General features: G+C 76.3%; 14 protein-coding genes. All 14 read left to right on the top strand.

Going from position 1 to position 12,106, the window contains the following annotated elements; all coding sequences use genetic code 11:
- Window positions 1-3: 3 nt before the first annotated feature.
- Window positions 4-960 carry a WYL domain-containing protein gene (locus AB0M03_RS26545; RefSeq protein WP_363495037.1) on the top strand — a complete coding sequence of 319 codons (957 nt, stop codon included), beginning with the start codon at window positions 4-6 and terminating at the stop codon, window positions 958-960.
- Window positions 961-963: 3 nt separating this feature from the next.
- Window positions 964-1,194: a hypothetical protein gene (locus AB0M03_RS26540; protein WP_363495035.1), complete on the top strand. Its 231-nt coding sequence runs from the start codon at window positions 964-966 to the stop codon at window positions 1,192-1,194.
- A gap of 20 nt (window positions 1,195-1,214) precedes the next feature.
- Complete coding sequence (locus tag AB0M03_RS26535; protein WP_363495033.1) at window positions 1,215-1,379, top strand: hypothetical protein; 165 nt, start codon at window positions 1,215-1,217, stop codon at window positions 1,377-1,379.
- Between the two features lie 136 nt (window positions 1,380-1,515).
- Window positions 1,516-1,788 (top strand): Sec-independent protein translocase subunit TatA, encoded by a 273-nt coding sequence (gene tatA, locus AB0M03_RS26530; protein WP_363495077.1) that lies wholly within the window; start codon window positions 1,516-1,518, stop codon window positions 1,786-1,788.
- Between the two features lie 67 nt (window positions 1,789-1,855).
- Window positions 1,856-2,797, top strand: a complete 942-nt coding sequence (tatC, locus tag AB0M03_RS26525) for a twin-arginine translocase subunit TatC (protein WP_363495031.1) — start codon at window positions 1,856-1,858, stop codon at window positions 2,795-2,797.
- Window positions 2,798-2,983: 186 nt separating this feature from the next.
- Complete coding sequence (locus tag AB0M03_RS26520; RefSeq protein WP_363495029.1) at window positions 2,984-4,174, top strand: FAD-binding oxidoreductase; 1,191 nt, start codon at window positions 2,984-2,986, stop codon at window positions 4,172-4,174.
- Window positions 4,171-4,491 (top strand): (2Fe-2S)-binding protein, encoded by a 321-nt coding sequence (locus AB0M03_RS26515; protein ID WP_363495027.1) that lies wholly within the window; start codon window positions 4,171-4,173, stop codon window positions 4,489-4,491. Before AB0M03_RS26520 ends, AB0M03_RS26515 begins: the two co-directional genes overlap by 4 nt.
- Window positions 4,472-5,881, top strand: coding sequence for an FAD-dependent oxidoreductase (locus tag AB0M03_RS26510; RefSeq protein ID WP_363495025.1), 1,410 nt, complete (start codon window positions 4,472-4,474; stop codon window positions 5,879-5,881). The genes AB0M03_RS26515 and AB0M03_RS26510 overlap by 20 nt, the downstream gene beginning before the upstream one ends.
- Window positions 5,882-5,966: 85 nt before the next feature.
- Window positions 5,967-6,875 carry a dihydrodipicolinate synthase family protein gene (locus tag AB0M03_RS26505; protein WP_363495023.1) on the top strand — a complete coding sequence of 303 codons (909 nt, stop codon included), beginning with the start codon at window positions 5,967-5,969 and terminating at the stop codon, window positions 6,873-6,875.
- 109 nt (window positions 6,876-6,984) lie between these two features.
- A complete protein-coding gene (locus AB0M03_RS26500) occupies window positions 6,985-7,986 on the top strand; it encodes a proline racemase family protein (protein ID WP_363495021.1) in 1,002 nt (333 codons plus the stop codon).
- A gap of 49 nt (window positions 7,987-8,035) precedes the next feature.
- Window positions 8,036-9,376, top strand: coding sequence for an aldehyde dehydrogenase family protein (locus tag AB0M03_RS26495; RefSeq protein WP_363495019.1), 1,341 nt, complete (start codon window positions 8,036-8,038; stop codon window positions 9,374-9,376).
- Window positions 9,373-10,413 (top strand): proline racemase family protein, encoded by a 1,041-nt coding sequence (locus AB0M03_RS26490; RefSeq protein ID WP_363495017.1) that lies wholly within the window; start codon window positions 9,373-9,375, stop codon window positions 10,411-10,413. The genes AB0M03_RS26495 and AB0M03_RS26490 overlap by 4 nt, the downstream gene beginning before the upstream one ends.
- Window positions 10,410-11,321: an ornithine cyclodeaminase family protein gene (locus AB0M03_RS26485; RefSeq protein ID WP_363495015.1), complete on the top strand. Its 912-nt coding sequence runs from the start codon at window positions 10,410-10,412 to the stop codon at window positions 11,319-11,321. The genes AB0M03_RS26490 and AB0M03_RS26485 overlap by 4 nt, the downstream gene beginning before the upstream one ends.
- Before the next feature lie 40 nt (window positions 11,322-11,361).
- Window positions 11,362-12,066, top strand: coding sequence for a GntR family transcriptional regulator (locus AB0M03_RS26480; RefSeq protein ID WP_363495013.1), 705 nt, complete (start codon window positions 11,362-11,364; stop codon window positions 12,064-12,066).
- The last annotated feature ends 40 nt before the right edge of the window (window positions 12,067-12,106 follow it).

Raw genomic sequence — 12,106 nt, 5'->3', positions numbered from 1 at the left:
GCCATGAGCAATGCGATCGACCAGACCCGGCGGATGCTCTCGCTGGTCACCTACCTGCGCGAGCGGCCCGGCGCCGAGGTCGCCGAGGTCGCCCGCGCCTTCGGCATCACCGAGCGGGAGCTGATCGGCGACCTCAACGTGCTGCCGATGTGCGGAACCAGCTTCCGCGGCGGCGACCTGCTCGACATCGACACCGACGGCGAGCGGATCTGGTGGCACAACGTCGACGACGTGGCCCAGCCGCTGCGCCTGGCCGCCGACGAGGCGACGGCCCTGCTGGTCGCCGCCCGCGCGGTGGCCGGCCTGCCCGGCCTGCGCCGCCGCGACCGGGAGGCGCTCACCCGCGCCGTCACCAAGATCGAGGACGCGGCCGGCGAGAGCGCCGAGTCCAGCGCCCGGGTCGGCGTCACCTTCGAGGCCGAGGGCCAGGTCTTCGCCGACATCGACCGCGCCCTCACCGAGGGCCGCCGGATCTGGCTGCGCTACTGGTCGCACGGCCGCGGCGGCATGACCGAGCGCGAGGTCGACCCGATCCGCCTGGTCGCCGAGGGCCACACCTACCTCGAGGGCTGGTGCCGCACCTCCGAGGACCGCCGGATCTTCCGGCTGGACCGGGTCGCCGAGATCAGGATCCTGGACGAGCCCGCGGACCCGCCCCGGGTGGAGCCCCGCGACCTCTCCGCCGGCCTGGTCAACCCGGCCGCCGACGACCCCGAGGTGATCGTCGAGGTCGGCCCCGGCGGCCGCTGGGTCGCCGAGTACTACACCCACGACAAGGCCGAGGAGCTGCCCGACGGCGGCCTGCGGATCACCCTGCGCAGCGCCGACCCGTCCGGGCTGCGCCCGCTCGCGCTGCGGCTCGGCCGCGACGGCCGGATCGTCTCCCCGCCGGAGCTCGCCGAGCAGGCCCGCGAGGCGGCCCTGGCCGCGCTCGCCGGCTATCCGGAGGGGCGGGCCTGATCGGTGGCGCACGGCACCAGGTTCCAGGTCTACTGCTCGCAGTGCCGGGAGAAGGTCGAGATCCCGGCGGAGGACTTCCGGCTGGCGCTCGGGCCGACGCCGGAGCGCACCTTCTACGGGTTCGTCTGCCCCGAGTGCGGGGCGTCGGTGCGCAAGCCCGCCGGGGAGAAGATCGTCCAGGCGATGACGGCGGCCGGGGTCAGCACGATGCGGCTGCTCCCGGTCGACGGCTGACCGGCCGGTAGGGTCGTCCCATGTCGTGGACCATCACCGCCGCCGTCCTGCTGTCCACCGCCGGTCTGCTCGTCCTGGGCGTGCTCGCCGTCCGGCTCTGGGCGGACGTCCGCTCGCTGGCCCGCGAGGTCGACGCGGCCTCCCGGGCACTCGCCTCCGCCGCCGCGGACCTCCCGGGCCGCTGACCCGGCCGGGTACCCTCGTGGCAGGCCCCGCGGTGCGGCCGGGGCCGCAGTGGGACGGCGGTTGCCGGGCGGTCGACGGCAACGACTACCATCGCCCGCAACGGGGAGGACGCCCCGCTGAGGGAAGTGGTGGTGGCTGATGCGCATCTCGCCGACGGCGATCCTGGTGGTCGTGGTCCTGGCGGTGCTGCTCTTCGGGGCGAAGCGGCTGCCGGACGCCGCCCGGGCACTGGGCAAGTCACTGCGCATCCTGCGCAGCGAGGCCGGGGCCCTGCGGGCGGACGGCGCCGGTGCGGCCCCGCAGGCACGCCCCGAGGCGGAGCCCGTGCCCATGACGATCAAGCCGGCACCCGGTTCGGGCAGCGCCCGTCCGGTCGCCGCCGACCACGGCACGGCCCCGCAGGGCTGAGCCGGTACCCACGGCCATCGGGGGTCCGCCGTCCGGCGGGCTCCGTCGTACGAGTTGAGGACCGGGCTTGAGCAAGTCTTCCAAGGCGCCGAAGCCGCCGAAGGACCCCGAGGGCCGGATGGCGCTCGCCGACCACCTGCGCGAGCTCCGCAACCGGGTGGTCAAGTCGGTCCTCGCCATCGTGATCACCACGATCGTCGCGGCGTTCTTCCACCGGGAGCTCACCAACTTCCTGCTCGAGCCGCTCCCCGCCTGCGGCGAGAAGGGTCTGACGGTCAACGGCGAGCGGTGCGGCGTGGTGTCGACCATCGGCCTGCTGACGCCGTTCACCCTCGCGCTGAAGGTCAGCCTCACGGCCGGCGTGGTCGCGGCCACCCCGGTCTGGCTGTACCAGCTGTGGGCGTTCGTGGCGCCCGGCCTGCACAAGCACGAGCGCAAGTACTCGATGAGCTTCCTGGCGGCGGGCATCCCGCTGTTCCTCGCGGGTGCCGTGCTCGCCTACCTGATCCTCCCCGCCACCGCGGAGATGCTGATCTCCTTCGCACCGACCGAGACGGTGCCGATCATGCCGGCCGAGGACTACCTCGACGTCGTGACCCGGATGGTGCTGGTCTTCGGCGGTGCCTTCGAGCTGCCGCTGCTGCTGGTCATGCTCAACCTCATCGGCGTGCTGAGCGGCAAGCGGCTGCTCGGCTGGTGGCGCGGCATGGTCATGGGCATCACGGTCTTCGCGGCCTTCGCCACCCCCAGCGCCGACCCGCTCAGCATGATCGCGCTGGCCGCGCCGATCTGGGCGCTGTACTTCCTCGCCGCCGGCATCGCGATCCTCAACGACCGCCGCCGGGCCCGCCGCAACCCGGACGCCGGGCTGAGCGACGAGGAGGCCTCGCACCTGGACCTCTCGGTCGAGGGCGTCTCCGGCCCGGAGGCCATCGAGGCCTCGGCCGCCCCCGAGGCGCCCGCCCCGGTGCCGGCCGCCCGCCACGAGCAGATGGACGACATCACCTGATCCACGCCTTCCTCCGGGAGCCCCGCCCCGCCGACCACTCGGCGAGCCGGGGCTTCCGGCGTTCCCGGGGGCAACCCGGACCTGCGGGAAGCCCTGATCCGGGGCAGCGTGGACCAGGGGGCCCGTCACCGGGGCCGAGTCCCCGGGGCTCTTTCGCCGACGTAAACCATGTGACATATTACTGCTGTGCTCATCCAACCCTCCCACGACGTCGTGGTGATCGGCGCCGGAGTCGTCGGCGCCGCCTGCGCCCGCTACGCCGCGCAGGCCGGCCTGCGGGTCGCCGTGGTCGACCGCGGCCCGGTGGCCGGCGGGACCACCGGCGCGGGCGAGGGCAACCTGCTCGTCTCCGACAAGGAGCCCGGCCCCGAGCTCGACCTCGCCCTGCTCTCCGCCCGCCTCTGGCGCGAGATCGCCGAGGAGCTCGGCGACGCCGTCGAGTACGAGCCCAAGGGCGGCCTGGTCGTCGCCTCCAACCCGGAGGGCCTGGCCGCCCTGCACCGCTTCGCGGCCGGCCAGCGCGCCGCCGGCGTCACCGCCGAGGAGATCGCCGCCGACCGGCTCGCCGAGCTGGAGCCGCACCTCGCCCCCGGCCTGGCCGGCGGCGTCCACTACCCGCAGGACGCCCAGGTGCAGCCGGCCCTCGCCGCCGCACACCTGCTGTGCGCCTCCGGCGCCGACCGGTTCCTCGGCGAGGCCGTCCGCGCGCTGCGCACCGGCCCCGACGGCGCCGTCCGCGGGGTCGTCACCGACCGCCGGGAGATCGCCGCCCCCGCCGTGGTCAACGCCGCCGGCACCTGGGGCGGCGAGGTCGCCGCACTGGCCGGCATCGACCTGCCCGTACTGCCCCGCCGGGGCTTCGTCCTGGTCACCGAGCCGCTGCCGAGGATCGTCCGGCACAAGGTCTATGCCGCCGACTACGTGGCCGACGTGGCCAGCGGCTCCGCCGCGCTGCAGACCTCGGCCGTCGTCGAGGGCACCCCCGCCGGGCCGGTGCTGATCGGTGCCAGCCGGGAGCGGGTCGGCTTCGACCGCACGCTCTCGGTGGAGGTGCTGCAGCGGCTCGCCGCGCAGGCCGCCGCGCTCTTCCCGGTGCTGCGCGAGGTCGCCGTGCAGCGCGCCTACCGCGGCTTCCGCCCGTACCTGCCCGACCACCTGCCGGCGATCGGCGCCGACCCGCGGGTGCCCGGCCTGTACCACGCCTGCGGGCACGAGGGCGCCGGCATCGGGCTCGCGCCCGCCACCGGACTGCTGATCGCCCAGCAGCTCACCGGCGGCCCCACCGCCCTCGACCCGGCGCCGTTCCGGGCCGACCGCTTCGCCGGGCCGCCCGCCGACGGCCCGGCCGACCGAACCGCCGCCCGAGGAGAGGCATGACCGCGCACCGCACCCCCGCCGACCTGGTCGAGGCCCGGCCCGGCCCGGCGCACACCATCGAGTTCGACGGGCGGCCCGTTCCGGCGCTGCCCGGGCAGAGCATCGCCGCCGCGCTCTGGTCGGCCGGCATCCTCGCCTGGCGCCGCACCCGGGTCGGCGGCCGCCCGCGCGGCGCGTTCTGCGGCATCGGCGTCTGCTTCGACTGCCTCGCCACCGTCGACGGCCGGCCCAACCGGCGCACCTGCCTGCTGCCCGCCGAGCCCGGCACCGTCGTCACCACCCAGGAGGGACACGGCCGTGCCGACCTCGAAGTCTGACCCGGCCGCCCGGCCCTACGACCTGGCGATCGTCGGCGCCGGACCGGCCGGGCTCGCCGCCGCCGCCACTGCCGCGGGCCTCGGCCTGCGCTGCGCGCTGCTGGACGCCGCCGAGCAGCCCGGCGGCCAGTACTACCGGCACCCCGCGCCCGGCCTCCGCGCCGCCCGTCCCGAGCGGCTGCACCACCACTGGCCCGCCTTCGCGGCCCTCGACCGCGCCCTCGCCGGGCACGTCCGGGCGGGCCGGGTCGACCACCTGTCCGGCCACCACGTCTGGACGGCCGAGCCCGGGGAGCCCTGGCGGCTGCACGCCGTCCGCGGGCCCGGCGGCGACGGGGCGGCCGTGGTCGAGGCCCGCGCCGTGCTGCTCGCCACCGGAGCGTACGAACGCCAGTTGCCCTTCCCCGGGTGGACCCTGCCCGGTGTGGTCACCGCGGGCGGCGCCCAGGCCATGCTCAAGTCCGGCCTGGTGCTGCCCGGCCGGAGGATCGTGGTGGCCGGCAGCGGCCCGCTGCTGCTCGCCGCCGCCGCCTCGCTCGCCGCGGCCGGCGCGCAGGTGCCCGAGGTCGTGGAGGCCTCCGGATACCTCGGCTACGCCCGCGCACCCGGTGCCCTCGCCGCCAACCCGGCCAAGCTCGCCGAGGGCGCCCGGCACGCCGCCCTGCTGCTGCGCCACCGGGTACGGCTGCGGCCGCGCAGCGCGGTCGTCGCCGTGCACGGCGAGGAGCGGGTCACCGGCGTGACCGTCGCCCGGCTGGACGCCGACTGGCGGCCGGTGCCCGGCACCGAGCGGCACGTCGCCTGCGACGCGCTCGCCGTCGGCCACGGCCTGCTGCCGCAGATCGAACTCGCCACCGAACTCGGCGCGGCCACCCGCACCGGCCCGGACGGCGCCGTCGCCCTCGACGTCGACGAGCGGCTGCGCACCAGCCTGCCCGGTCTCTGGGCGGCGGGGGAGACCTGCGGGGTCGGCGGCGCCGATCTCGCCCTGGTCGAGGGCGCGATCGCGGCCCGGGAGATCGCCGGCCGGCCGGTGCCGGCCGCGCTGCGGTCGCTGCGCCGCCGTCGGCGCGCCTTCGCCGGCCTGATGGCCGCCGCCCACCGGCCCGGCCCCGGCTGGACGGGCTGGCTCACCCCGGACACCGACGTCTGCCGCTGCGAGGAGGTGCCGGCCGCCCGCATCCGCGAGGCCGTCGAGGAGCTCGGCGCGGGTGACGCCCGGACGGTCAAGCTGCTCACCCGGGCCGGCATGGGCTGGTGCCAGGGCCGGATGTGCGGGCCCGCGGTGGCCTGCCTGGCCGGGGGCGGCGAGCCGCGGCCCGACAGCCGTCCGCTGGCCTGCCCGGTGCCGCTCGCGCAGCTGGCCGACGGCGCGGCCCGGGAGGCATGAGCCCGGCCCGTCCGGCGGGGCGCCCTTGTGGCGCCCCGCGAACCCTTGTAAAATGTCACACATCACTACTCAGGAGCGTAGCCCCATGACCCGAGTCCCGTACGACCCCGCCCGGCCCTGGCGCGGCATCATGGTCGCCACCGCGCTGCCGCTGCGCGAGGACCTGTCGGTCGATTACGACGCCTACGGCGAGCACGTCCGCCGGCTCGTCGACGCCGGCTGCCACGGCGTCGTCCCCAACGGCTCGCTCGGCGAGTACCAGACCCTCACCTCCGAGGAGCGCGCCCGCGTGGTGCGCACCGCCGTCGAGGCCGCCGGCGACGGCGCCCGGGTGATGCCCGGCGTCGCCGCGTACGGCTCCGCCGAGTCCCGCCGCTGGGCCGAGCAGGCCGCCGAGGCCGGCGCCGGCTCGGTACTGCTGCTGCCGCCCAACGCCTACCGCGCCGACGAGGCGGCCGTCCGCGCCCACTACGCGGAGGTCGCCAAGGCCGGGCTGCCGGTCGTCGCGTACAACAACCCGATCGACACCAAGGTCGACCTGGTGCCCGAACTGCTCGCCCGGCTGCACGCCGACGGCTCGATCGTCGCGGTCAAGGAGTTCAGCGGCGACGTCCGCCGGGCCTACCAGATCGCCGAACTCGCGCCCGGCCTCGACCTGCTGATCGGCGCCGACGACGTCCTGCTGGAGCTCGCCCTCGGCGGTGCCGTCGGCTGGATCGCCGGGTACCCCAACGCCCTGCCGAAGGCCTCCGTCGCGCTCTACGAGGCCGCCGTCGCCGGCGACCTCGCCACCGCGCTGCCGCTCTACCGCACCCTGCACCCGCTGCTCCGCTGGGACTCCAAGACCGAGTTCGTGCAGGCCATCAAGCTGTCCATGGACATCGCCGGGATGCCCGGCGGGCCCTGCCGCCCGCCCCGCGGCCCGCTCGCCCCGGAGGTCGCGGCCGCCGTCCGTGCCGCCACCGAGAAGGCCCTCGCCGAGGGCCTGTCCTAGGACGCAGGGTGACCACTCAGGGGCGCCGGGGGCAGCTCCCGGCCGAAGGCCGGCGGCCCCCCGCGCCCCTGAACCGACCGACCCACAGACCCGACGAGGGGGAGCGGCCATGCGCAGCCGCCACGTGTTCCACGCCGTCGACTCGCACACCGAGGGCATGCCCACCCGCGTGATCACCGGCGGGTTCGGCACCCTGCCCGGCGCCACCATGGCCGAGCGCCGGGTGCACTTCCAGCAGCACCTCGACCACTTCCGCACCCTGCTGATGTACGAGCCCCGCGGCCACGCCGCGATGAGCGGCGCGATCCTGCAGCCGCCCACCCGGCCGGACGCCGACTTCGGGGTGCTCTACATCGAGGTCTCCGGCCTGCTGCCGATGTGCGGCCACGGCACCATCGGGGTGGCCACCGTGCTCGTCGAGACCGGGATGGTCGAGGTGCAGGAGCCGGTGACCACCGTCCGCCTGGACACCCCGGCCGGGCTGGTGGTCGCCGAGGTGCGGGTCGAGGACGGCGCCGCCAAGGCCGTCACCATCCGCAACGTGCCCTCCTTCTCCGCCGGACTCGACCTCAAGGTCGAGGTCCCCGGGTACGGCACCGTCGCCTACGACCTCGCCTACGGCGGCAACTACTACGCGATCCTGCCGCTGGAGCGGCTCGGCCTGCCCTTCGACCGGGCCCGCAAGCAGGAGATCCTCGACGCCGGCCTCGCCGTGATGGCCGCGATCAACGAGACCGACCGGCCCGTCCACCCCGAGGACGAGTCCATCAACGGCTGCCACCACGTGCAGCTGCTCGCCCCCGGCTCCACCGGCCGGCACTCCCGGCACGCGATGGCCATCCACCCCGGCTGGTTCGACCGCTCGCCGTGCGGCACCGGCACCTCCGCCCGGATGGCCCAGCTCAACGCCCGCGGCGAACTCCCGATCGGCCAGGACTTCGTCAACGAGTCCTTCATCGGCACCACCTTCACCGGCCGGATCGTCGAGCGGACCACCGTCGCCGGCCGCCCAGCGATCGTGCCCACCGTCACCGGCCGCGCCTGGCTCACCGGCACCGCCCAGTACTTCCTCGACCCCGACGACCCGTTCCCGGCCGGCTTCCTGCTCTGAGACCGGTCGGCACCCGCCCGTCCCGCGCACCCACCCGAAGGGCCCCGACGTGACCGTCAGCTCGTACAACCCCGCCGACCCGGCCGACCTGGTGATCGCCGCCGACACCGCCGGCGCCCTCGGCACCCAGGCCGCTGTGGAGCGGGCCCGCGCCGCCCAGCCCGACTGGCACGCCGCCGGGGCGGCCGCCCGCTCCGCCGCCCTCGGCCGGGCCGCCGACGCCGTCGAGGCCGCCGCGGAGGAACTCGCCGCCCTCGCCGTCCGCGAGGTCGGCAAGCCGCTCGCCGAGGCCCGCGCCGAGGCCGCCCGCGCCGTCGCCATCCTGCGCTACTACGCGCAGGCGCCCTACGCCCCGTCCGGCGCCGTCCACGAGACCGCCGCCGGGCCCGGACTGCTGCTCACCCGCCGCCGCCCGCACGGCGTCGCAGGGCTGGTCACCCCGTGGAACTTCCCGCTGGCGATCCCGGTCTGGAAGGCCGCCCCGGCCCTCGCCGTCGGCAACACCGCCGTCCTCAAGCCCGCCCCCGAGGCCACCGCCTGCGCCCTGCGCCTCGCCGAACTCCTCGATCTGCCCGAGGGCGTGCTCACCGTGGTGCCCGGCGGCGCCACCGAGGGCGCCGAACTCGTCGACACCGCCGACGTGGTCTCCTTCACCGGCTCCACCGCCGTCGGCCGGGCCGTCATCGCCGCCACCGCCGCCCGCGGCATCCCCGCGCAGGCCGAACTCGGCGGCCTCAACTCCGCCCTCGTGCTGCCCGACGCCGACATCGAGCAGGCCGCCGACCACCTCGCCGCCGCCGTCGCCGGCTACGCCGGGCAGAAGTGCACCGCCACCGGTCAGGTGATCGCCGTCGGCGCCGCGTACGAGCCGCTCCGCGAGGCCCTCGCCAAGCGGCTGACCGCCGCCGAGTGCGGCCCCGTCATCGGCGAGGCCGCCCTCGACCGCCTCACCGGTGCCGTCGACTCCGCCCGCACCGCAGGGGCCGCCGTCCTCGCCGGCGGCCGGCGCACCGACGGCCCGGGCTGGGGCTTCGCACCCGCCCTGCTCGCCGACGTGCCCGCCGGGCACCCGCTGCGCACCGAGGAGTTCTTCGGCCCGATCGCCGTCCTGCTGCCCGCCGCCGACCTCGACGAGGCGATCGCCCTCGCCAACGCCGGACGGCACACCCTCGCCGCCTCCGTGCACACCCGCGACCTGGACACCGCACTCGCCGCCGCCGACCGCCTCGCCGCCGGCATGATCCGGATCAACGCCCCCACCACCGGCGTCGACTTCCACCTGCCCTTCGGCGGCACCGGCTCCGCGGCCTACGGCGAACGCGAACAGGGCGCCGCCGCCCTCGAGTTCTACACCGCCAGCCGCACCGTCACGCTGCTCCCGTCCGCATGAGCACCGCACCCGCACCCGCAGCGGTCGAGGCCGTCGACTACCACACCGCCGGCGAGCCCTTCCGGATCGTCGCCGGCGGCCTGCCGCCCGTCCCCGGCGAGACCGTCGCCGAACGCCGCGCCGTCGCCATCGGCGCCGGCGGCACCGCCACCGCACCGAGACCGGGCCAGCTCGACGAACTCCGCCGGCTGCTCACCCGCGAACCGCGCGGCCACGCCGGGATGTACGGCGGCTTCGTCGTGCCGCCCGACGACGACGGCGCCCACCTCGGCGTGCTGTTCTGGCACAAGGACGGCTACTCCACCGCCTGCGGCCACGGCACCATCGCGCTCGCCGCCTGGGCCGTCGACACCGGCCGCGTCCCGGCCCCCGACGAGGGCACCGCCGAAGTGCGGATCGACGTCCCCTCCGGACGGGTCGCCGCCACCGTGCACCGTCACGGCGGACGCACCACCGGCATCGCCTTCCGCAACGTGCCCGCCTTCGTCACCGCCCGCGCCCTGGCCGTCAACACCCGGTACGGGCCCTGCACGGTGGACGTCGCCCACGCCGGCGCCTGCTACGCCTCCGTCCGCGCCGCCGACCTCGGACTTGCGGTCACCCCGGCCCGGCTGCCCGGCCTCACCGCCGCCGGACAGGCCGTCCGCGCCGCCCTCGACGGCCACCCCGCCACCCGGCACCCCACCGACCCCCGGCTCTCCGGCGTCTACGGGGTGGTCCTGTACGAGGACCTGCCCGACTCCCCGGACGGGCCCGTCCAGCGCAACGTCACCGTCTTCGCCGACGGCCAGATCGACCGCTCGCCGTGCGGCTCCGGGACCTCCGCCCGGCTCGCCCTGCTCGCCGCCGACGGCCGGCTCGCCCCCGGGCAGGTGCTGCGCCACCAGTCGCTGGTCGGTACCGAGTTCACCGGCCGGGTGCTGGGGGAGCGGTCCGGCGGCCTGCTCACCGAGGTCACCGGCACCGCCCACCGCACCGGCGAGCACCGCTTCCTGCTCGACCCCGACGACCGGCTCGGGACGGGCTTCCTGCTGTGATCCCGCACCTGCCGCTCACCCTCGGCCCGGCGGGGGCCGTCCGCGCCCTCGCCGACGCCCTGGCGGCCGGCCTCGACCCCGAGACCCAGCCGCCCCGCACCGCGGTGGCCGTGCCGGCGGGCGAACTGCTCCTCATGCCCGCCGCGGCCGGCGGCTACGCCGGGGTGAAGACCGCCGGCGTGGTACCCGGCAACCCGGCCCGCGGCCTGCCCCGCATCACCGGCAGCTACCTGCTGCTCGACGGCCCCACCCTGCAACCGCTCGCCCTGCTCGACGGCGCCGACCTCACCGCCCTGCGCACCCCCGCCGTCACCGCCCTCGCCCTCGACCGGCTGGCCGCCCCCGACGCCCGGCACCTGGTGCTCTTCGGCACCGGGCCGCAGGCGTACGGGCACCTGGCCGCGCTCCTCGCGGTCCGGCCGATCGACCGGGTCACGGTGGTCGGCCGCCGCCGCGGTCCGGCCGAGGAACTGGCCGCGCACGCCCGCACCCTGGGCCCCACGGCGGCCGTCGGCGGGCCGGAGGCCGTCGCCGGAGCCGACCTGGTCGTCTGCTGCACCACCGCCCGCACCCCGCTCTTCGACGGACGGCTCGTCCCCGACCACGCCGCCGTCGCCGCGGTCGGCTCGCACGAACCGGGCGCCCGGGAGGTCGACAGCACGCTCGTCCGCAGGTCGGCGCTGTACGTCGAGGCGCGGGCGGCCGCTCTGCGCGAGGCGGGGGACCTGCTGGTGGCCTTCGCCGAGGACGGCCCCGCACCGCTTGCTAATCTTTCAGAACTGGTGGCGGGCGGGGAAGTTGTCCCCCATGATCGGCCCCGGTTGTTCAAGAGCGTCGGCATGGCCTGGGAGGATCTCGCAGTCGCCGCCGCCCAGTACGAGAACGCCACCAGGCCCGGCGCAACGTGACATTGTACGATGGGGTCCAGTACACCTCCGGAGGCACACCATGGCGGACCTCAAGCCCCGCGCCCTCATCTCCGTCCAGGAGAGACTGCGCGACCAGGTCGCCCACGCCCTGCGCGCGGCACTGATCTCCGGCGAGCTGCGCCCCGGCGTCGTCTACTCGGCACCCGCCCTCGCCGCGGACTTCGGCGTCTCCGCCACCCCCGTGCGCGAGGCCATGCTCGACCTCGCCCGCGAGGGCCTCGTCGAGGCCGTCCGCAACAAGGGCTTCCGGGTCACCGAACTCAGCGAACGCGACCTCGACGAATTCACCGAGATCCGCGCCCTCATCGAGGTCCCGACCGTCGGCCGGGTCACCCGCACCGCCACCCGCGAGCAGTTGGAGGCCCTCCGCCCCGAGGCCGAGGCCATCGTCGCCGCCGCCCGCGAGCACGACCTCATCGCCTACCTGGAGGCCGACCGCCGCTTCCACCTCGGCCTGCTCGGCCTCGCCGGCAACGCCCGGCTCGTGGAGACCGTCGGCGACCTGCGGAAGCGGTCCCGGCTGTACGGGCTCACCCGGCTGGACCAGCGCGGCGAACTCGTCTCCTCGGCGGAGGAGCACCTGGAGCTGCTCGACCTGATGCTGGCCGGGGACGCCGAGGCCGCGGAGGAGTGCATGTCGCGCCACCTCGGCCATGTGCGGTCGCTCTGGGCCGCGGGGCTGGATGCCCCCGAGGAGGAGCCGGTACGGCTCCGCGCACGCTGAAGGGCCGGCCACCAGGGGCGCGGGGAACTGCGCGAAGGGG

It is taken from the genome of Kitasatospora sp. NPDC051914, from assembly GCF_040680995.1.
In the GTDB taxonomy this organism is placed as follows: Bacteria; Actinomycetota; Actinomycetes; order Streptomycetales; family Streptomycetaceae; genus Kitasatospora.
This window is presented reverse-complemented; position numbering and strand designations above follow the sequence as displayed.

Bases quoted from the DNA above. Each gene is read 5' to 3' on its own strand.
- AB0M03_RS26535 (WP_363495033.1), top strand. From the start codon at position 1,215: ATGTCGTGGACCATCACCGCCGCCGTCCTGCTGTCCACCGCCGGTCTG.
- AB0M03_RS26515 (WP_363495027.1), top strand. From the start codon at position 4,171: ATGACCGCGCACCGCACCCCCGCCGACCTGGTCGAGGCCCGGCCCGGC.
- AB0M03_RS26545 (WP_363495037.1), top strand. From the start codon at position 4: ATGAGCAATGCGATCGACCAGACCCGGCGGATGCTCTCGCTGGTCACC.
- AB0M03_RS26500 (WP_363495021.1), top strand. From the start codon at position 6,985: ATGCGCAGCCGCCACGTGTTCCACGCCGTCGACTCGCACACCGAGGGC.
- AB0M03_RS26480 (WP_363495013.1), top strand. From the start codon at position 11,362: ATGGCGGACCTCAAGCCCCGCGCCCTCATCTCCGTCCAGGAGAGACTG.
- AB0M03_RS26490 (WP_363495017.1), top strand. From the start codon at position 9,373: ATGAGCACCGCACCCGCACCCGCAGCGGTCGAGGCCGTCGACTACCAC.
- AB0M03_RS26505 (WP_363495023.1), top strand. From the start codon at position 5,967: ATGACCCGAGTCCCGTACGACCCCGCCCGGCCCTGGCGCGGCATCATG.